Origin of the sequence: Pseudorhodobacter sp. (assembly GCF_034675685.1) — a bacterium.
Lineage (GTDB): Bacteria > Pseudomonadota > Alphaproteobacteria > Rhodobacterales > Rhodobacteraceae > Pseudorhodobacter.
The window spans coordinates 158,615-178,678 of sequence record NZ_JAUCDA010000016.1 but is presented as its reverse complement, the minus strand read 5'-3'; the positions used below and the strand labels follow the sequence as shown (position 1 = coordinate 178,678).

Below are 20,064 nucleotides of genomic sequence, written 5' to 3'. Positions count from 1 at the left end.
AGGGAAAAAACATGGCCGATGACCGTTTGATTGTGGCGCTGGATGTGCCGAATATCGTGCAAGGCCTGGAACTGACCCAGCGCATTGGCGACGCGGTGTCCTTTTACAAAATCGGTCTGGGGATGTTGACCGGCGGCGGTCTGGCCCTTGCGAATGAGCTGAAACAAGAACACGGCAAGCGCATCTTTCTGGACATGAAATTCTTTGACATCGGCGCCACCGTAGAGGCCGCAGTGCGCGGCATCGCGCAATATGACTTCGATTTCCTGACCGTACACGGCGACCCGCAAGTGGTGCGTGCTGCCAAACAAGGGGCGGCAGGCACCAACCTTAAAATTCTGGGCGTCACCGTGCTCACCTCGCTGGATCGCGCCGACCTTGATGCCAACCTTATCAAACCTGGTGACATCACCGAAATCACCGTTGAACGCGCCAATAACGCACTGGAGGCGGGGGCCGATGGCGTCATCGCCAGCCCGCATGAGGCCGCACTGATCCGCGCTTTGCCCATCGCCAGCGGTCGGCTAATTGTCACCCCCGGCGTGCGCCCCGCAGGATCGCCCGGCGATGACCAAAAGCGCATCGCCACCCCGGCAAACGCCATTGCCGCAGGGGCTGACCATATCGTCGTGGGCCGTCCGATCTGGCAACACGCCGACCCAAGGCGTGCCGCGCAAGTGCTGGTATCAGACCTGCCTGCGCCAACCCGATAAAGGAAACCGCAAATGCCCCAGATCGACAGTCTTTTCGTCACCCGTTTTTACCGCGCCGCCCTTGCCGAGATGGGCAAGGCCCCGCCCCCCGAGGAACTGGAAGACACCTGCCTTGCCATCGCCGAAGATGACACAGCAGGTCAGGATTGGTGCGAAGAAAACCAGTTCCCCGGCTATACTTCCTATGCCTCGCTTGCCGATCTGGCCTGGCGTGACCCCACGTTCAAAGACCTGATCAAGATCATCGATAAACATGTCGCCGCCTTTGCCAACGATCTTGCCTTTGACCTTGATGGCAAAAAGCTGAAACTTGATTCCATCTGGATCAACATTCTGCCCCAGGGCGGCACCCACAGCTCTCATATCCATCCACATAGCGTGATCAGCGGCACCACCTATGTCTCGGTGCCGCCCGGTGCCGGGGCGCTGAAACTCGAAGATCCGCGCCTGCCGATGATGATGGCCGCCCCGGCCCGCCGCAAGGACGCGCCGGAATATCTGCGCAGCTTCATCTATGCCACCCCCAAACCCGGCGATATCTTGCTGTGGGAAAGCTGGCTGCGCCATGAAGTGCCGATGAATATGGGGGCCGATGATCGCATCAGCATCAGCTTCAATTACGGCTGGGAATAGGGCCGCAAAGCCCAAAACCCAATCAGCCCCCAACAAATCCATCACAATTTCGTGCAATTGAGATGAAAAACCAAGCGCCGGGGTGCTTGCAGGGTCACCATACGGCCCCTATATACGCCCGGTAGCCGGAAAAGGCGGCCGTGCCTAGCCGTCTGCAACTGGGATCGGGGATCAGGGGCCATAACGGGCCTGACCCCCATAACATCGCCGAATATGAAGAGGTATTTATCATGGCCAAAGTCATCGGGATCGACCTAGGGACAACCAACTCTTGCGTCGCCATCATGGATGGTTCGCAACCCCGAGTCATCGAAAACTCTGAAGGTGCGCGGACAACGCCTTCTATCGTTGGGTTTACAGAAACCGAACGCCTTGTCGGTCAGCCCGCCAAGCGTCAGGCTGTCACCAACCCATCCAACACCGTCTTTGCGGTCAAGCGTTTGATCGGGCGTACGTTCAGCGACGAACATCTTGCCAAAGACAAGAAAAACCTGCCCTACGATCTGGTGGATGGCGGCAATGGCGATGCCTGGGTCAAGGTGCGCGGCGAAAAGTATTCGCCCAGCCAGATCTCTGCCTTCATTCTGGGAAAGATGAAAGAAACCGCTGAATCCTACCTTGGCGAAGAAGTGACCCAAGCGGTTATCACGGTTCCGGCCTATTTCAACGACGCCCAGCGTCAGGCCACCAAAGACGCCGGCAAAATCGCTGGCCTTGAGGTGCTGCGCATCATCAACGAGCCGACAGCGGCTGCCTTGGCTTACGGCCTTGATAAAAAAGAAGCGCGCACGATTGCGGTTTTTGACCTTGGTGGCGGTACATTCGATATCACCATTCTGGAAATTGACGACGGGTTGTTCGAAGTAAAATCCACCAATGGCGACACGTTCCTTGGCGGCGAAGACTTTGACATGCGCATCGTGAATTACCTCGCTGAGGAGTTCAAGAAAGAGCATGGCGTCGATCTGAAGCAAGACAAGATGGCCTTGCAGCGTTTGAAAGAAGCTGCCGAAAAAGCCAAGATTGAACTTTCGTCCAGCCAGCAGACCGAAATCAACCAGCCGTTCATCTCGATGGGCGCTTCTGGTACACCGCTGCACATGGTGATGAAACTGACCCGCGCCAAGCTGGAAAGCCTTGTTGGCGATCTGATCAAGGCCTCGCTCAAGCCGTGCCAGGCCGCGCTGAAAGATGCTGGCCTGTCCACATCCGACATCGACGAAGTGGTGCTGGTTGGCGGCATGACCCGGATGCCCCGCGTGATCGAAGAAGTGACCAAGTTCTTTGGCAAAGAGCCGCATAAGGGTGTGAACCCGGATGAGGTTGTGGCCCTTGGTGCGGCCATTCAGGCAGGCGTTTTGCAAGGCGACGTGAAAGACGTTGTTCTGCTGGACGTGACCCCGCTGTCCTTGGGGATTGAAACCCTTGGTGGTGTGTTCACCCGCCTGATCGACCGCAACACGACGATCCCGACCAAAAAGTCGCAAGTGTTCTCGACCGCCGAAGACAACCAGAACGCCGTGACGATCCGGGTGTTCCAGGGCGAACGTGAAATGGCTGCGGATAACAAGATCCTGGGCCAGTTCAACCTCGAAGACATCCCACCCGCACCGCGCGGTATGCCACAAATCGAAGTGACCTTTGACATTGACGCAAACGGTATCGTTTCCGTTGGGGCCAAAGACAAGGGTACCGGCAAGACGCAGAACATCACCATCCAGGCCTCGGGCGGGTTGTCCGATGACGACATCCAGAAAATGGTGAAGGACGCCGAAGAAAACGCCGAGGCTGACAAAAGCCGTCGCGAGCTGGTGGAAACCCGCAACCAGGCCGAAAGTCTGCTGCACTCGACCCGCAAATCGCTGGACGAGCATGGCGACAAGGTAGACCCGTCCACCGTCGAAGTCATCGAATTCGCGATGCAGCCACTGGAAGAAGCGCTGAAAGGCGAAGATTCCAGCAAGATCAAAGGGGCCATCCAAAACCTTACCGAGGCTGCGATGAAACTGGGCGAAGCGATCTACAAAGCCAGCCAGGATGCTGAAAGCTCTGAGGAGCCGGATGAGGCACGCTCGGTTGACGATGATATCGTCGATGCCGATTTCGAAGATCTTGGCGAAAAAAAGCGGAAGTAAAACCGCAGGAACGACAAATGGGGCGGCCTTGAACAGGGCCGCCCGCTGCCGTTCAAAAATCAGAGGTTTGCCATGGCAAAACGTGACTATTACGACGTGCTCGGGGCACAGCGCGGCGCGTCGGCCGATGAGTTGAAGAAAGCTTACCGTAGCAAAGCAAAAGAGCTGCATCCCGACCGCAACTCTGCCAACCCCAAGGCCGAGGACCAGTTCAAAGAGGTGAACGAGGCCTATGAGGTTCTGAAGGACGCTGATAAAAAAGCCGCCTATGACCGTTACGGCCACGCTGCTTTTGAAGGCGGCATGGGTGGGGCGCGCGGGGGGCAACCCGGTGGGCAAGGCGATTTTGCAAGCGCGTTTTCGGATGTGTTCGAAGATTTGTTTGGTGATTTCATGGGCGGCCAGCGTGGCGGCGGCGGGCGTTCGCGCGCGCAACGCGGCTCCGACTTGCGCTATAACCTGCGCGTAACGCTGGAAGAAGCATTCGCAGGCATCCAGAAAACCATCAATGTGCCGACTTCGGTGGCCTGCGACTCTTGCCGCGGGTCTGGCGCCGAAGGCGGGGCCGAACCTGCAACCTGCCCTACCTGTTCAGGTATGGGTAAGGTACGGGCACAGCAGGGATTTTTCACTGTCGAACGCACATGTCCAACCTGTAACGGCATGGGGCAGACCATCAAGAACCCCTGCAAGAAATGCGCCGGCGCGGGACGGGTAGAGCAGGAACGCGCCCTGTCGGTGAACATTCCGGCCGGGGTTGAAACCGGTACGCGCATTCGCTTGGCCAGTGAAGGCGAGGCAGGCTTGCGCGGCGGCCCATCCGGCGACTTGTATATCTTTATCGAAGTGCGCGAACATGCGATTTTCCAACGCGAAGGCGCCCATTTATTCTGCCGCGTGCCGGTAACGATGGCCACAGCCGCCCTTGGTGGCGAAGTCGAAGTGCCCACGATTGACGGCGGCAAAAGCCGGGTGAAAGTACCCGGTGGCAGCCAGACCGGCAAGCAAATGCGCCTGCGCGCCAAGGGGATGCCGGCACTGCGTGGGGGCGGGGTTGGTGATATGCTGATCGAACTGGCGGTTGAGACGCCGGTCAACCTGACCTCCAAGCAAAAAGATCTGTTGCGCGAGTTTGAAAAACTGTCGGAAGACAACAACCCCGAGGGGCGGAGTTTCTTTTCCAAGGTGAAAACCTTTTGGGAAGGGATGAAGGGCTAAGCAGCCGCCAAAGCCGGGGGCATCGAACCCCCGACTTTGGCCCTGGCGGGTCCCTTTTTCGTATCGCCCGCGCTTTGGCCTGGGGTGCGAAAACGACACTACCGATGCTTTGCAAAGCCAAGGGACGTGGATATTTTTCCGACATGACGCAAGGCTGCGATTTGCTTAACGCTTTCTTTACCATGCCCATGGCAATCTGGCCGCATGAGCCAAAGCAACGCCTTTCATGAAGCTGCCCTGCCGTTATTTGCGGACACCGATGAGGCTGTGCCAATCACAGCGCTTTCCGGCAAGCTGCCCTCGTATATCGCGGATCATCGCAAGCGGTTGCGCACGCGGTTTATGGAGGGTGGGGCGGCGGCAATGCCGGATTATGAATTGCTGGAGCTTGTCTTGTTCCGTGCGATTCCGCGCCAGGATGTGAAACCATTGGCCCGGCGGTTGCTGGACACGTTCGGCGACTTCAACCGGGTGGTGACGGCACCTGTGGCCCGTTTGGTGGCTGTGCAAGGCGTGGGCGACGCTGTCGTCCAGGAATTGAAGATTGTTGAGGCCTCGGCCCAGCGTATGATGCGGGCACGGGTAATGAACCGCGCGGTTCTGTCATCTTGGGATGCGCTTTTGGATTATTGCCATACCGCGATGGCGCATGGCGAGACGGAACAGTTTCGCATTCTGTTTCTGGACCGCAAGAATGTGTTGATTGCGGATGAGCAGCAGGCCCGTGGCACCGTGGACCATGTGCCGGTCTACCCGCGTGAGGTGGTAAAGCGCGCATTGGAGCTGAATGCCAGCGCCTTTATTTTGGTGCATAATCACCCATCGGGCGACCCTACCCCATCCCAAGCGGATATCACCATGACCGGGCAAATTCAGGATGCGGCACAGGTGTTGGGCATTACGCTGCATGACCATCTGATCATCGGCAAAGAACGGGAATTGAGTTTTCGTGCATCGGGCTATCTGTAACCTTAAGCGCTATGCAGGGGCTGTGTCACGACAGATCACATAGCTGCCAAGGCGTGCAGGGCTTTCAGGGCTCGGCATCGGCGGCGGGATGCGACCACAGTTCAACCCGGCGGTTGATCTGGCGGCCCGTCGCGGTGGTATCGCAGGCCATTGGCAGCGCCTCGCCAAAGGCTTTTACCTTTGGTATTTGCGCCTCGGCCAGATCAGGGGCTATGGCTTGCAAGGCGCTGCGCACCGCCTCGGCCCGACTTTTAGAGAGGGCAAGATTAACATCGGCCGCGCCATTGCCATCGGAAAAACCGGCAAGTACCAAGTCACCCCCCTCAAACCGGCCCGCCGCGATATGGCGCGCAAGATCGGCAAGATTATCGCGGGAATGGGCATCAAGCTGGGCAGAACCATCCTGAAAGCGAAAGGTCAGCGAGAGGCGCTGCCCCCCGGTCATAGCGGCAGCGAGGCGCTGAAGCTCGGCCAGCGACACCTCATCTCCGGCATTGCGGATGGCCCCCAGCAGGCGCTGGCCGTCCTCGGTCAGCGGCGCGCTGCCAAGACGGCGGTCCACATAACCGGCAGCGGCGACGATGGCCTGGGCTGCATCCGTCGCAAGATATTCCAGAAACTCACGGATCAGCAGGGGTTGGCGATGCCGCGCTGTGCCCAGAAACAGGGGGGCTGTCAGGGGATAATCTTCGGCTTTAATCGTCAGCGGCGTGGCCAACAAGGGAAAGCCGCATGTGTCGGTCAACGCGAGGGCGCGCGCCGCGCCCTGTTCAGATTGCCCGGTCAACGCGAGCGCCCAGGGGTCGCGCGCAACAGCCGCGGCCAATGCCTGCGCCGTAGCATGGCGCGGCCCCTTGGCCATATTGGCAATACGGGCACGGATAGCGGGGGCAAGGGCGGCCCCATCCTCCAGCCCATGCACGACGATAGGCATATCAGGGCCGCCGATGGCCTGCCAATTGGTCACCTTGCCCCCCAGCGCGGCAGCAAGATCTGTGCTGCTGATCGCCGGAAAGCGGTTCTCGGGTGCCACGATCGGAATCAATGCCTCCAGCCCCACGGCACGGCTGCGCAGCTTTTGTTGCGGATCAAAACCAAGGGTCATCGTCGCCTGGCGCGCCAAAACCGCTGCTACCGCTGCATCTGTTGTCATCACCGCAAAACTTATACGGGCGAGAGGCTGGCCCGAGGTCGGGTCCACGATCTCGGGCACCACGCCGGGCGCATAGGTAAGGCCCCGAGCGCCGGCAAAGCCTGCGAACAATGCCGGCAGCAAGCGTTCGGCAGGGCCAAAAGGGCCAACGACCCTGATAACCGCCAAAGGTGCGGTCAGGTCCGGGCAGGCCGGGCCTTCACAAATCACACCTTCGGAATCGACCGTCAGCCCACCATAAACAGTTTCAATCCGATAAAATGCGCCGTCATAGCTGATCAATTGACCATTCAGCGCGAAACCCCCATCACGAGAGGTCAGGGTGACATCCTGTGCCAGCCCCTGTTGCGCAAGAAAGAGCGCTGCGAAAATCGCAACGCCCAGATAAATCAATCGCATAAAACCCCGCGTAACGGCTTCAGTTCGCTGCGGCCAGTTTCAGGTCAGGAAGCGGATTGTTCAACACCAGAACGTCACCAATCGCATCACAATCGGGCGTTGCCATGGTAAGATCGGTCTTAGTCACCCCACCACCCTCGCTCAGCAGCACTTCGCCCAGCAATTCACGATCACAGGTCTGCGCGGTCACGCTGGCCTCCAGGGTCAGATCAACCGGTTCGGCAGTATCCAGCGGAAAGGTGTATACTTCGGCCAGCATCGGCGGCGCGGCGGTATTGTTGCCAAGCAAGCTAAGATAGCCGCCTCGCAGCGGCACATTGGGCAGACGGCGCTGTGGGTTGGTGGCGGATACATGGCCTTCTTCGCCAAACTGCGCACCATTTTCAAAGGCATTGATCTGGAAGGCATCATCCGCCAGCCATTGCACCGCAAACCGGCGATAAAGCGGCAGATCCGGCAAGGCTTCGGCAGCGCTTACCGTCAGGCCGTCGCCGAACAACACAGACACTTCGCCAGCCAACTCCATGCCTGGAAGGCTGGTGAATAACGCGCCAGTCAAGGAGGTCATCCCCGTCACCGCCAGGCCACCGTGGCGAATCACAACCCGCTCTGACGCGCGGCAAGGCGCTGTCAGCATCAGGTCAAGCGTGGCTTGCGCGCTTGCCATAACCTCCAATGTGACAGGGCAATCGGTGCTGTTGCCGGAAAGCAACGCTGGGGGCGGCGCAACTGCGGGCAGGCCAGCATCAGCGGCCTCGGGCAGTGCCGGCGCAAGGGCCGCATCAGGAAGCGCAGGCGTTGCGGCCTGAACCGCAACAGGCACCGCATCCAAACCGGCCGCCAGCGGAATGATTTCCTTTGGCGCTGCGGTCGGGGTTTCAGCAGCCGTACCGTCATTATCAGCCACACGACCGGGCTGCACCACAAGGCCATTTTGCATCAGATGACCAACGCCAAGCGCCACAGCCAAGGTGACTGCGGCCATTGCCACTTTGCGTTTCAGTTCCATAACGGGCCTCCCAAGGGTCAAGCTGACCATTAAGACCTAGGCGACAAGCAAGGCGCGCACATGGCAAGAAAGAGAAGAGATTCAAGCAATCATGGCCAACCCGGCCTTATTCGTGCCACAAAGGCAAGGCGGGGGCAAGTTTCCTGCCTCAGCCTTGCCTTTGATACGCAAATATTACCTTGGCTCAGGCGAGACGCCCATGGCAATGCTTGAATTTATTGCCAGAGCCACAGGGGCAGGGTTCGTTCCGGCCTGGGTCGCCCCAAGTTGTAGGATCGTTTTCGTCAAACCCATTTTCGACAGCCTCGCCTGTTGTCTCGCTTGCGGCGTCGGTTTCAACGGCGGCATGTGTCGCCTGCGCCCCCCCCGCCGCTTCGCGTTGCTGGGCCAGATATTGCTCCATCATCGACTTTTGCTCGGCTTCTGTCAGCGGGCGCACCTGCGACAGCCGCAAAGTCACGTCCTGACGCAACGAGTTCAACAGCAATTCGAACAGCGCAAAGCCCTCGGTCTTGTATTCCGAAAGGGGATCACGCTGCGCATAGCCACGAAAGCCGACGACCGAACGCAAATGCTCCAACGTCAGCAGATGTTCGCGCCATTTGGCGTCGATTGTCTGCAACAACACCTGTTTTTCGATGTTGCGCATCGTCTCATTACCAAAGGCCGCCAACTTTTCGGCCATCTTCTTGTCCGAAGCCTCACAGATTCGTTCGCGCATCGCCTCATGGTCGACGCCTTCCTCCTTGGCCCAGTCGATGATCGGCAGATCAAGCGCCAGTTTTTCCAAAACGACGGCATAAAGCCCTTCGGTGTTCCACTGATCGGCATAGGATTTTGGCGGCAGATACTGGTCAACCAGATCTTCAACCACCTGATGCCGCATATCCTCGGCAATCTCGGACAGGTCTTCGGCTTCCATGATTTCCAGACGCTGGCTAAAGATTGCCTTGCGCTGGTCGTTCATCACATCGTCAAATTTCAGCAACTGTTTGCGGATGTCAAAGTTGCGGCCTTCAACCTTGGCCTGCGCCTTTTCCAGCGATTTATTGACCCAAGGGTGAACAATCGCCTCGCCTTCCTTCATGCCCAGCTTGGACAGAACGGAATCGAGCCGCTCGGACCCGAAAATCCGCATCAGGTCATCTTCAAGCGACAAGAAGAACGACGACCGGCCGGGGTCGCCCTGACGGCCCGAACGGCCCCGCAGCTGGTTATCAATCCGGCGTGATTCGTGGCGCTCGGTGCCCAGAACAAACAGGCCCCCTGCAGCGATCACGCGGGCCTTTTCGTCGGCGTGATCGGCCTCGATCCGCTTGCGCACCTCATCGGGATGCGCCGCAGGGTCGGCGGCCAGCGCCTCCAGCACCTTCATTTCGACATTGCCGCCAAGCTGAATATCGGTGCCGCGTCCGGCCATGTTGGTGGCAATCGTCACCGCGCCAAACTTGCCGGCATCGGCGACAATCTGCGCCTCTTGCTCATGCTGGCGGGCGTTCAGCACGTTATGCGGCACGCCATCTTTTTTCAGCATCTCCGACAGCGCCTCGGATTTCTCGATCGAGGTGGTGCCGACAAGGATCGGCTGGCCCTTTGCATGCGCCTCTTTGATCGAGGCCACGACACCCTCAAATTTTTCGCGGGCGGTGCGATACACCTGATCATGGTCATCAATACGGGCAATCGGGCGGTTGGTCGGCACTTCGACCACGCCCAGCCCGTAGATTTCCATAAATTCTTCGGCTTCGGTTTTTGCTGTGCCGGTCATGCCGCCCAGCTTGTCATACAGCCGGAAATAGTTTTGGAAGGTGACCGATGCCAAGGTGATATTCTCGGGCTGAATTGCCACGCCTTCCTTGGCCTCAATCGCTTGGTGCAAGCCGTCCGACAGCCGCCGCCCGCGCATCATGCGGCCCGTAAACTCGTCAATCAGCATCACTTCGCCGTCGCGCACCATATATTGCTGGTCACGGTGAAACAGCTTATGCGCCCGCAGCGCCTGGGTAACGTGATGCACCAAGGTGCTGCTTTCAGGATCATAAAGGTTCTGCCCCTCGGGCAGCAAACCCGCCGCACGCACCCGGTTTTCAATGAATTCGTTGCCCTCATCCGTGTAGGTCACGTTGCGGGTTTTCTCGTCCAGCTTGAAATGTTCGGGCAGGATTTCAGGGATCAGCTTGTCAACCGAGGTATACAGCTCACTGCGGTCCTGGCTGGGGCCTGAAATGATCAAGGGCGTCCGGGCCTCGTCGATCAGAATAAAGTCCACCTCATCGACGATTGCATAGAAATGCCCGCGCTGCGACATATCCTCAATCGTGGCCTTCATATTGTCGCGCAGATAGTCAAAGCCCAGTTCGTTATTGGTCGCATAGGTAATATCGGCGCGGTAGGCCTCGCGCTTTTCATCGTCGGGCTGGTAGGGATAGACAACGCCGGTGCTCAGCCCCAAAGCGCCGTAAACCTTGCTCATCCATTCCGCATCGCGCTTGGCCAAATAGTCGTTAACCGTGACGATATGCACACCCTTGCCCGCCAAAGCGTTCAGATAGGCCGGGAAAGTCGCCATCAGCGTCTTGCCCTCACCCGTCTTCATCTCGGCAATATTGCCCTGGTGCAGGAAAATCCCACCCTTCAGCTGCACGTCAAAGGCGCGCAGGCCCAAGGCCCGGCGCGCAGCCTCTCGGCAATTCGCAAAAGCCTCGGGCAGCAGATCATCAAGACTTTCGCCGCCCTGCGCCCGCACCGACAAAGCCTCGGTCTTGGCCTTGATCTCGTCATCCGTCAGCGCTTTGAATTCTGGCTCCAGCGCGTTGATCTTTGCGACCAGCGGGCGAACCGATTTGACCTTGCGGTCGTTTGGCGTTCCAAAGACCTTTTTGGCAAGTGTTCCGATACCCAGCATGTTTTCTCCGTGGCGCGTTCCTGCCATATCAGGGTTCCCTGACATGATCGTGCAAGCGTCTGGCCTTGCCCGCACCCTTACTGTTCCATAGATAAGGGGCCAAGCCTGACAGCCAGTCTTACACGACCTTCGCGATGTAAGCGGCGCTGCCCGGCAAGTCAACGTTGCGCAACCGCGCAGCTTCAGCCTAAGGACAATAAATATGGGTAAATCTGTGACATTTGCGGCGATTCTTGCCGTTGCGGCAGCGCTTGGCGCGGTGCCGCTGGCCGCACAAGAAACCACACCGGCAGAAACCTCTGCCCCAACCATACCCCAGGGCGGCGCAGATGCCATCGTTGCTGTCGTCAATGGCACCCCTATCACCTTGGGTCACATGATCGTGTTGCGGGCCAATTTGCCGGCGCAATACCAGGCGCTGCCGGATGAAACTTTGTTCAATGGCATTCTGAACCAGTTGATCCAACAAGCCGCCCTTGCCCAAAGCGTCGAGGGTAAAACCACCCTTCGTGACAGGCTTGCCATGGAAAACGACCAGCGCGGTTATTTATCTGGTGTCGCCCTGCAAGGCGTTGCCAGCGAGGCTGTGACCGATGCGGCCCTGCAAAAGGCCTATGATGCCAAATTCGAAACCGTAGCGGATACCAAAGAATACCACGCAGCCCATATTCTCGTAAAAACCGAGGAAGAGGCCAAAGACATCAAGGCGCAACTGGATGCGGGTGGTGATTTCGCTGATCTCGCAATGCAACACTCCTCCGATGGCGCGGCCGCAGGTGGCGGCGATCTGGGATGGTTCAGCCAGGGCATGATGGTGAAGCCATTTGAAGATGCCGTTGTGGCAATGGAGGTCGGCAAAATCTCGGACCCAGTGCAAACCCAGTTTGGCTGGCACCTGATCCAGTTGCAGGAAACCCGCATCAAAGCCGCGCCGACACTCGACGACATGCGCGAAGATCTGGCCTCGGAAATTGAGCAGGCCGCCGTCGAAGCCCATATCAAAACCATCACCGATTCAGCTAAGATCGAACGGCCGGGCGCAGGATTCGACCCTGCCTTGATGCGCGATCTGTCGCTGCTCGATAAGTAATCATCTGCAAGGGGGGCATGGAAATGGCCAAAACTGACTGGAAAGCGACCGCCAAAAAGCTCAAGAAGCGGCTCAAGGCGCTTAAATCCGAAGTTGAACTGCGGGTGCATGACGCCGCGGTCAGCGTTGCGGCCACCACCGCCCTGCCCCCCGCGCCCGCGGCCAAGGCGGGGAAAGCAATTTCCCCGCTTGCCCCCAAGGGCGGCTTTCCTGCCCTGCCACCCATCGCAGGCGTCGAATTTGCCGCCGCCGAGGCCGGCGTGAAATACAAGAACCGCAAGGACGTGATGCTCGTGCGGCTTGCACCCGGCACCACTATTGCCGGCGTTTTCACCAAATCCACCACCCGCGCGGCTTGCGTTCTGGACTGCCAGGCCAAACTGGCCATGAAAGCCCCGCTGGACGTGGGCGCCGCGATCATCGTAAACTCTGGCAACTCCAACGCCTTTACCGGCGCGCTCGGGCAGGAATCGGTCGATGCCGTCACCGGCGGGGTGGCCAAGGTGCTGGGCATCCCCCCAAGCCGCGTGTTTTCCTCGTCAACCGGGGTTATTGGCGAACCGCTGCCGCATGACCGCATTGTTGCTGTCATCGGTGATCTGGTGGCAGGCCTGAAAGGTGATGCCGTTGATATGGCCGCCCAGGCCATCATGACGACTGACACCTTCGCAAAGGGGGCCACCGCCACGATAGAGGGCGACGGCGGCCCGATCCACATTGCGGGTATCGCCAAAGGCTCGGGCATGATCGCACCCGATATGGCAACCATGCTGGTCTATATCTTCACCGATGCCAAAATCACCCAGACCATGTTGCAAAAGATGCTGGTACGAAACACAGACAGCACCTTCAACGCCATCACGGTTGACAGCGACACATCCACCTCTGACGCGCTTTTGCTTTGCGCCACGGGCCAAGGCCCCGCCGCCCCGTTGAAAGGGGCCACCGCCACAGCGTTTGAAAAGGCGCTGCATGGCGTCATGCTTGATCTGGCCAAACAAGTCACCCGTGACGGCGAAGGCGCCACCAAACTGGTAGAGATCCAGATCACCGGCGCTGCCACCAAACGCGACGCCCATCTCGCGGCCATGGCCATCGCCAACTCCCCGCTCGTCAAAACCGCCGTCGCGGGCGAAGATGCAAACTGGGGCCGCGTGGTCATGGCCATCGGCAAATCCGGCGCAAAGGCCGATCGCGACAAACTCTCCATCCGCTTCGGCGATCTGGTGGTTGCCGAAAACGGCTGGCGCAGCCCCGACTATTCCGAAGACGCCACCTCCGCCTATATGAAAAACGACGAACTGGTGATTGGCGTCGACATGGGCCTCGGCAAAGCGGCAAAGACAGTCTGGACCTGCGACCTCACCCACGGCTATATCGAGATCAACGCCGATTACCGCTCGTGACTCCGCATTCTTTTCGGTAAAAATATCCTCGGGGGGTCCGGGGGGCAGACAGCCCCCCGGCCGCTACAAGAAAGACCAGTATGAAAGTAATTCTCGTATCCGCGGTCGCGCTGATAGACCCCGATGGCCGGGTTCTTCTCGCTCAGCGCCCCAACGGTAAATCCCTCGCAGGCCTGTGGGAATTCCCCGGCGGCAAGGTCGAGTCGGGCGAGACGCCCGAGGCCGCCCTCATCCGAGAACTGCAAGAGGAACTGGGCATCGACACCTGGGCCTCTTGCCTTGCCCCGCTTAGCTTTGCCAGCCACAGCTATCCCGATTTTCACCTGCTGATGCCACTCTTTGCCTGCCGAAAGTGGCAAGGAATCATCACCGGGCGTGAGGGGCAAGCCCTCGCCTGGGTTCGCCCTGAAAGGCTGCAAGACTACCCGATGCCGCCTGCGGATCTGCCTTTGATCCCGATATTGCGGGATTGGCTATAATCCTATCTAAATTGGCCGCAAAAATTCCACGAATTTGCCAGCATCACCAAAAATACCGCTGGATTTCAGCAATTTCGTGGCTATCTTAACCAACATGCTCATGGGGAGAGATTGACAATGCTGCGAACGATTTCAATAGGAAGCTGCGTTTCGGTACAAGGACTGCAAGTTGGCAATACGCCAGATGGCCAGATCATCGTTCGCGTCGGTGAAAAGAACTTTATTGGCAAGCCGATTGTACAGACGCGCAAGCCCTGACACCTGAAAAAGTCAGATTGTGAAATAAAAGGCCGGGCATGTTGCCCGGCCTTTCTTTTTGATTTGCCGCTGACAAAGATCAGGTCAGCCTGCGCTCAACCTCTTCGCGCTCAAAGATTTCGATAACATCGCCCACACGAATATCCTCATAGCGTTCAAACGCCATGCCACATTCCTGGCCCGAGATCACCTCTTTCACTTCGTCCTTGTAACGCTTCAGCGTCTTCAATGTGCCTTCATGGATCACCACATCATCGCGCAGCAGGCGCACACCGGCCGAACGGCGTGCAACGCCTTCGGTGACGATACAACCAGCCACCTGACCAACGCCGGTAACCTTGAACACTTCCTTGATTGCCGCATAGCCAATGAAGGTTTCGCGCACTTCGGCTTTCAACAGACCCGAGGCCGCATCCTTGATGTCATCCACCAGATCATAAATGATCGAGTAATAGCGGATCTCAACACCCTTCTGGTTCGCCGACTGGCGCGCCGACGCATTTGCCCGCACGTTGAAGCCGATGATCGGCACGTTTGACGCCTCAGCCAAACCAACATCCGAATCAGTGATCGCGCCAACGCCGTAATGCAGCACGCGCACGCGCACCTCATCATTGCCGATCTTCTCCATCGCTTGCACGATAGCCTCGGCCGAGCCCTGAACATCCGCTTTCACGATGATCGGCAGTTCCGACACATCCTTGTCAGCCTTGGCTTTCGCCATCAACTGTTCCAGTGTCGTCGCAGCACCAATGGCAGCGCGCTTGTCCTTGGCGGCTTTCTCGCGATAGTCTGCGATTTCACGCGCCTGCGCTTCGGTTTCCACCACATTCAGCACATCGCCCGCATGCGGCGTTCCGGACAGGCCCAGAACCTCTACCGGCGTGGATGGCCCCGCCTCATCAATACGCTCGCCCTTGTCGTTGATCAGGGCACGAACCTTGCCCCACTGCTCTCCCACGACAAAGATATCGCCACGGCGCAATGTGCCATTGCTGACCAAAACGGTCGCAACGGGGCCACGACCCACGTCCAGCTTGGCCTCGATAACCGCCGCTGCAGCCGACCGTTTGGGGTTGGCTCTCAGCTCCAGAATCTCGGCCTGCAAGGCAATGGCTTCCAACAGCTTGTCGATACCCTCGCCGGTTTTGGCCGAAAGCTCTACATCCTGCACATCGCCCGACATCGCCTCAACAACAACTTCATGTTGCAAAAGATCGGTGCGCACTTTGGTCGGGTTGGCCTGATGCTTGTCGATCTTGTTGATCGCCACGATCATCGGCACGCCCGCAGCTTTGGCGTGTTTGATCGCCTCAACCGTTTGCGGCATCACGGCATCATCTGCGGCAACCACCAGCACGACGATATCCGTAACCTGCGCCCCACGCGCCCGCATCGACGTAAACGCCGCGTGGCCAGGGGTATCAAGGAAGGTCAGCAGCGCGCCGGTTTCGGTTTTCACCTGATAGGCACCGATATGCTGGGTGATCCCACCCGCTTCGCCGCCCGCAGTGCTGCCTTTGCGAATCGCATCCAGCAAGCTGGTCTTGCCATGATCGACATGCCCCATGATCGTGACGATCGGCGGGCGCGGCAAAAGTTCTTCGTCTTTATCGGCAACCGATTCGATTACCTGTTCGACGTCAGCATCCGAAACCCGTACGATCCGATGGCCAAATTCTTCGATGACCAATTCGGCGGTGTCGGCGTCGATGGGTTCATTCATCGTCACCATCAAGCCCATTTTCATCAGGCTTTTCACCACATCGGCCGCGCGTTCGGCCATGCGGTTTGCAAGCTCTGAAACCACAATGGTTTCTGGCACCTTCACATCACGCACTTGTTTCTCAGGGCGGGCCTGCTGGCCAAGCGCCTTTTGACGGGCTTTTTCCTGCTTGCGCTTCATGGCAGCCATCGAGCGGGTACGCCCGCCTTCGCCGGCCAGCGCATCGTTCAGTGACAGACGGCCAGTCCGGCGGCTGTCTTCGGCCGCCTTGGCTTTGCCACGGCCACCGTCATCGGCACGGTTGTCACGATCGCGGTCGGTCTTGCTGCGGGCAGGCGCAAGGCCGGGCTTGGCACCCATCGGGCCACGCTCATCCACAGCAGGGGCCGGGGTCGCCGCCGAAGGCTTGGGCCGGGGTGCCGCTTTGGCAGCCTCGATGCGCTTGGCATCGGCTTCCGCCTCGGCTTTTACGCGGGCTTCCTCATCAGCGCGCGCCTGCAAGGCTTCTTCGCGCTCGCGGTCCTCACGCTCTTTAGCCTCAATTTCTTCGCGCTTGCGCGCACGCTCTTCCTCGCGCTGCAATTCTTCGGCCGCGCGGCGCTCGTTGTCTTCAACCTCGCGGGCTTTCGCGGCTCGCAGCGCGGCAAGGCGGCGCTCCATTTCCGCGTCGGAAATGCCGGCGGGCCGTTTCTTTGGGTCGCCCAGATGGGCGTTGCTTCCCTGCGCGGGCGCGGCACCGGGCGCACCCGATTTTGGCACGACAACGCGCTTGCGTTTCGTTTCCACCACTACACTTTTCGTGCGGCCATGGCTGAAGCTTTGCTTCACCTGCCCCGAACGGGGGGTGCCACCAAGGCCGAGGGGTTTTTTACCGTCTGTATCGCTCATGCGTCTTGTCTATCCTCATCGGCGGTCGTCCCGCCTGCTTGCTCACGGAAACCCGCAAGCCTTGCCGCTTCCTCTACAACACGTTGACCGAGTCCACCAGCGGCAAGCGCACCGTGTATTGCATGTTCCCGCCCGAATGCCAAACCCATTTCCTGAGAGGTCAGGCAGCCGATAAACCCGTTCTTGCTTTCGCCATTCTTTCTTTCGGGGGGGCGCAGCTTTGATTTGCCGCGCTCGGACCCGTCACTGGCCTGGATCAGGGCAATCGCTTGTCCTTTCACCAACCAATCCTTAACCTTCTCATACCCCGTTACCGCCTGCCCTGCCTTGCGCGCAAGGCTTAACAACTCGATAACGCGCCGCACCAAAAGGGCCTCGACCTGTTCGGCCAGCCCGTCGGGCGCTTTCACCGTTTGGCGTGCCGCGCGGGAAAACAGCCCCTTGGTCGCGGCTTTGGCAATTGCGGCACGGTCAGCGGCCACATACATACCCCGCCCCGGCAAGCGGCCCATCACATCGGGTACCACCTGCGCATCCGGCCCAACCACAAAGCGGATCAACCCCGCCTTTGGCTGGCTTTCGCCCGTGACGATGCAGCGGCGCTCCGGCCCATCCTCACGGTCTTTTTCCCGCCCACCGCGCGCCATAACCGTCAGAAGCCCTTAGGCTTCTTCCTCCTCATGTTCATCGTCACTGTCATCTTCCGCTGCATCCTCCAACTGGGTGGGGTCAACCCAACCCAGCAAGACTCGGGCGGTCATAACCAGATTTTGCGCTTCTTCGAGGCTAACATCAAACTTTTCCAACACGCCTTCATCCTTGACGCGCACACCCTTTACGGTAGTCCAGCCACCGGCCAACTCCCAGTCGGCGCAGGTCGCAAAATCTTCCAGCGTCTTGATGCCGTCATTCGCCAGCGCTTCCAACATTTGCGGGGTCAGCCCCTCAAATCCGACAAGACTGTCATCAACGCCCAGCGCGCGGGCCGCTTCCATTGCCTTGGTATTGGCTGCTTCCAGATATTCGCGGGCGCGGGTCTGCAACTCGCCTGCTGTGCCTTCGTCGAACCCGTCAATCGACAGCAATTCATCGGTATCAACATAAGCAACCTCTTCCAAGGTTACAAAGCCTTCGGCCACCAAAAGCTGCGCCATCATTTCGTCGATATCCAGCGTCTCCATGAACAACCCGGTCCGCTCGGCAAATTCTGCCTGACGGCGGGCCGATTCGTCGGTCTCGGTGACGATGTCGATATCAAGGCCGGTCAACTGGCTGGCAAGCCGCACGTTCTGGCCGCGACGCCCAATCGCCAGGGACAGCTGCTCATCCGGCACCACGACCTCAATCTTGCCGGCTTCCTCGTCGATCACGACCTTGGAAACCTCGGCTGGCTGCAACGCATTCACCAGGAAGGTCGCCTGATCTTCATTCCACGGAATGATATCAATCTTTTCACCCTGCAATTCGTTCACAACCGCCTGCACACGGCTGCCGCGCATACCCACGCAAGCGCCCACAGGGTCAATCGAGTTGTCATAGGAAATCACCGCGATTTTCGCGCGGCTTCCCGGATCACGCGCAACGGCCTTGATTTCGATGATATTGTCGTAAATCTCCGGCACTTCCATCTTGAACAATTCGGCCATGAATTGCGGGTCGGTCCGGCTCAAAAACACCTGCGGCCCCCGCGCCTCACGGCGCACATCCTTGATATAGCAGCGAATACGATCATTCGGGCGATAGCTCTCACGCCCGATCTTCTCATTCCGGCGCAGAATCGCCTCACCCCGGCCAATATCGACGATGATATTGCCATATTCCTCGCGCTTGACCTGACCATTGATGATCGTGCCCTTGCGGTCCTTGAATTCTTCATACTGGCGGTCACGCTCGGCTTCACGCACCTTTTGCAAGATAACCTGCTTTGCCGATTGCGCCGCGATCCGGCCCAGATCAACCGGGGGGCACTTCCTCAATAATCTCGTCGCCGACCTTCGGGTCTGCCAGATGCTTTTTCGCATCCTTGACGTTCATCTGAGACTGGTAATTTTCAACATCATCATCGCCCACAACCGTCCGCACCCGCGTAAAGGTCGCGCGCCCGGTGCGCCGATCAATGGCAACACGAATATCCAGTTCAGCCCCATAGCGGGACTTTGCAGCACGGGCGAGCGATTCTTCCATCGCCTGAATGACCAGTTCGGGGTCGATCATCTTCTCCCGCGCCACGGCCTCAGCCGTTTGCAACAGTTCAAGCTGGTTTGCAGAGGTAATTGCCATTCGTTTCTCTCCCAGAGGGCGGCGCGGGGCCGTTAGTGTTTCGTCACCGGGGCATCATCATCTGATTCGGAGGCCTCAACCTCCTCCCCTTCGGTCTCGTCAATCTCATCAAAATCTGCCGGGTCAAAATTGCCGCTGTCCTTCTTTTGGCGCAGCATTTCCGCGATCAGATCATCCGTCAAAATCAGCTTGGCATCCGACAGCCAGTCAAACTGCAACCCGATGGTCACGGTTTCCTTGCCCTCTTCCAGCTCAATCAGCACCTCATCGCCGTCAGTCCCGCGCAAAATGCCCTTGAAGCGGCGGCGACCATCAATCAATTCGGTCGTTTCAATCCGCGCCTCATAGTCGGCCCACATGTCGAAATCCTTCAACCGTGTCAGCGGCCGGTCAATTCCGGGGCTCGATACCTCAAGCGTGTAGTTATCCTCAATCGGGTCTTCTACATCCAGAACCGCCGAAACCGCGGTCGAGATTTTGGCGCAATCATCCACAATAATCCCGCCATCCGGGCGGTCGGCCATGATTTGCAACACCTTGGTCTTGCCACTCATCAACCGAATACGCACCAGCTCATACCCCAAACCTTCAATGGCAGGGGTCACAATCTCGGCGAGGCGACGATCAATAGCGGTTTTGGCGATAAGGTCAGACATCAGGTGCATCCATTGGCAAAAGGTATCCCAAAACAAAAAGCGGGCCCACAGGCCCGCGTCAGGTTCCGGTAGCTTCAGGTTTGGGCCCTGAAACAGCTGTTGAAGGAACACATAAGCCAGCCCCCCCAAAAATGCAACCCGGATTCG

The 20,064-nt window shown here is 58.6% G+C and carries 13 protein-coding genes and 3 pseudogenes; 8 read left to right on the top strand and 8 right to left on the bottom strand.

Features of this window, described 5'->3' with window-relative positions; all coding sequences use genetic code 11:
- The first annotated feature begins 11 nt into the window (after positions 1–11).
- The 5 genes from pyrF (at position 12) to radC (ending at position 5,668) form a co-directional block, all read left to right on the top strand.
- Positions 12–713, top strand: coding sequence for an orotidine-5'-phosphate decarboxylase (gene pyrF, locus VDP61_RS12255; RefSeq protein WP_323007167.1), 702 nt, complete (start codon positions 12–14; stop codon positions 711–713).
- A 12-nt stretch (positions 714–725) separates the two neighbouring features.
- Positions 726–1,346 (top strand): TIGR02466 family protein, encoded by a 621-nt coding sequence (locus VDP61_RS12250; RefSeq protein WP_323007166.1) that lies wholly within the window; start codon positions 726–728, stop codon positions 1,344–1,346.
- A gap of 230 nt (positions 1,347–1,576) precedes the next feature.
- A complete protein-coding gene (gene dnaK / locus VDP61_RS12245) occupies positions 1,577–3,481 on the top strand; it encodes a molecular chaperone DnaK (protein ID WP_323007165.1) in 1,905 nt (634 codons plus the stop codon).
- 72 nt (positions 3,482–3,553) lie between these two features.
- Positions 3,554–4,699 (top strand): molecular chaperone DnaJ, encoded by a 1,146-nt coding sequence (gene dnaJ, locus VDP61_RS12240; protein WP_323007164.1) that lies wholly within the window; start codon positions 3,554–3,556, stop codon positions 4,697–4,699.
- 204 nt (positions 4,700–4,903) lie between these two features.
- Positions 4,904–5,668: a RadC family protein gene (gene radC, locus VDP61_RS12235; protein WP_323007163.1), complete on the top strand. Its 765-nt coding sequence runs from the start codon at positions 4,904–4,906 to the stop codon at positions 5,666–5,668.
- A 64-nt stretch (positions 5,669–5,732) separates the two neighbouring features.
- Here the strand turns inward: radC and VDP61_RS12230 are convergent, their stop codons facing one another.
- From VDP61_RS12230 to secA, 3 genes are all read right to left on the bottom strand, one after another.
- Positions 5,733–7,220, bottom strand: coding sequence for a phosphate ABC transporter substrate-binding/OmpA family protein (locus tag VDP61_RS12230; RefSeq protein WP_323007162.1), 1,488 nt, complete (start codon positions 7,218–7,220; stop codon positions 5,733–5,735).
- Between the two features lie 19 nt (positions 7,221–7,239).
- Entirely contained in the window at positions 7,240–8,229 is a 990-nt protein-coding gene (locus tag VDP61_RS12225) for a hypothetical protein (RefSeq protein WP_323007161.1), read from the bottom strand.
- A gap of 184 nt (positions 8,230–8,413) precedes the next feature.
- Entirely contained in the window at positions 8,414–11,134 is a 2,721-nt protein-coding gene (secA, locus tag VDP61_RS12220; protein ID WP_323007537.1) for a preprotein translocase subunit SecA, read from the bottom strand.
- A gap of 202 nt (positions 11,135–11,336) precedes the next feature.
- Between secA and VDP61_RS12215 the strand changes: the two genes are divergently transcribed.
- The 3 genes from VDP61_RS12215 (at position 11,337) to mutT (ending at position 14,109) form a co-directional block, all read left to right on the top strand.
- The gene (locus VDP61_RS12215; RefSeq protein ID WP_323007160.1) at positions 11,337–12,224 is read left to right on the top strand and encodes a peptidylprolyl isomerase; all 888 of its coding nucleotides are present in this window, start codon (positions 11,337–11,339) and stop codon (positions 12,222–12,224) included.
- A gap of 23 nt (positions 12,225–12,247) precedes the next feature.
- Positions 12,248–13,630, top strand: coding sequence for a bifunctional glutamate N-acetyltransferase/amino-acid acetyltransferase ArgJ (gene argJ / locus VDP61_RS12210; protein WP_323007159.1), 1,383 nt, complete (start codon positions 12,248–12,250; stop codon positions 13,628–13,630).
- Positions 13,631–13,710: 80 nt separating this feature from the next.
- The gene (gene mutT / locus VDP61_RS12205; RefSeq protein WP_323007158.1) at positions 13,711–14,109 is read left to right on the top strand and encodes an 8-oxo-dGTP diphosphatase MutT; all 399 of its coding nucleotides are present in this window, start codon (positions 13,711–13,713) and stop codon (positions 14,107–14,109) included.
- Positions 14,110–14,446: 337 nt separating this feature from the next.
- On the opposite strand, the pseudogene infB reads toward mutT, so the two are convergent.
- The 5 genes and pseudogenes from infB to rimP all read right to left on the bottom strand — a co-directional run.
- A pseudogene (gene infB, locus VDP61_RS12200) lies at positions 14,447–16,354 on the bottom strand (translation initiation factor IF-2); the annotation flags it as partial.
- Between the two features lie 65 nt (positions 16,355–16,419).
- A pseudogene (locus VDP61_RS17890) lies at positions 16,420–16,981 on the bottom strand (IF-2-associated domain-containing protein); the annotation flags it as partial.
- The gene (locus VDP61_RS12195) at positions 16,978–17,628 is read right to left on the bottom strand and encodes an RNA-binding protein (protein ID WP_323007156.1); all 651 of its coding nucleotides are present in this window, start codon (positions 17,626–17,628) and stop codon (positions 16,978–16,980) included. The pseudogene VDP61_RS17890 and the gene VDP61_RS12195, both read right to left, overlap by 4 nt.
- A gap of 15 nt (positions 17,629–17,643) precedes the next feature.
- A pseudogene (gene nusA / locus VDP61_RS12190) lies at positions 17,644–19,261 on the bottom strand (transcription termination factor NusA).
- Between the two features lie 32 nt (positions 19,262–19,293).
- Positions 19,294–19,917: a ribosome maturation factor RimP gene (gene rimP, locus VDP61_RS12185; RefSeq protein ID WP_323007155.1), complete on the bottom strand. Its 624-nt coding sequence runs from the start codon at positions 19,915–19,917 to the stop codon at positions 19,294–19,296.
- Positions 19,918–20,064: the final 147 nt, after the last annotated feature.

What these genes read in the sequence shown, in the direction of transcription:
- dnaJ (WP_323007164.1), top strand. Translation starts at nt 3,554, where the DNA reads ATGGCAAAACGTGACTATTACGACGTGCTCGGGGCACAGCGCGGCGCG.
- pyrF (WP_323007167.1), top strand. Translation starts at nt 12, where the DNA reads ATGGCCGATGACCGTTTGATTGTGGCGCTGGATGTGCCGAATATCGTG.
- VDP61_RS12230 (WP_323007162.1), bottom strand. Translation starts at nt 7,220, where the DNA reads ATGCGATTGATTTATCTGGGCGTTGCGATTTTCGCAGCGCTCTTTCTT.
- mutT (WP_323007158.1), top strand. Translation starts at nt 13,711, where the DNA reads ATGAAAGTAATTCTCGTATCCGCGGTCGCGCTGATAGACCCCGATGGC.
- rimP (WP_323007155.1), bottom strand. Translation starts at nt 19,917, where the DNA reads ATGTCTGACCTTATCGCCAAAACCGCTATTGATCGTCGCCTCGCCGAG.
- VDP61_RS12195 (WP_323007156.1), bottom strand. Translation starts at nt 17,628, where the DNA reads ATGGCGCGCGGTGGGCGGGAAAAAGACCGTGAGGATGGGCCGGAGCGC.
- secA (WP_323007537.1), bottom strand. Translation starts at nt 11,134, where the DNA reads ATGCTGGGTATCGGAACACTTGCCAAAAAGGTCTTTGGAACGCCAAAC.
- VDP61_RS12215 (WP_323007160.1), top strand. Translation starts at nt 11,337, where the DNA reads ATGGGTAAATCTGTGACATTTGCGGCGATTCTTGCCGTTGCGGCAGCG.
- argJ (WP_323007159.1), top strand. Translation starts at nt 12,248, where the DNA reads ATGGCCAAAACTGACTGGAAAGCGACCGCCAAAAAGCTCAAGAAGCGG.
- dnaK (WP_323007165.1), top strand. Translation starts at nt 1,577, where the DNA reads ATGGCCAAAGTCATCGGGATCGACCTAGGGACAACCAACTCTTGCGTC.
- VDP61_RS12225 (WP_323007161.1), bottom strand. Translation starts at nt 8,229, where the DNA reads ATGGAACTGAAACGCAAAGTGGCAATGGCCGCAGTCACCTTGGCTGTG.
- VDP61_RS12250 (WP_323007166.1), top strand. Translation starts at nt 726, where the DNA reads ATGCCCCAGATCGACAGTCTTTTCGTCACCCGTTTTTACCGCGCCGCC.
- radC (WP_323007163.1), top strand. Translation starts at nt 4,904, where the DNA reads ATGAGCCAAAGCAACGCCTTTCATGAAGCTGCCCTGCCGTTATTTGCG.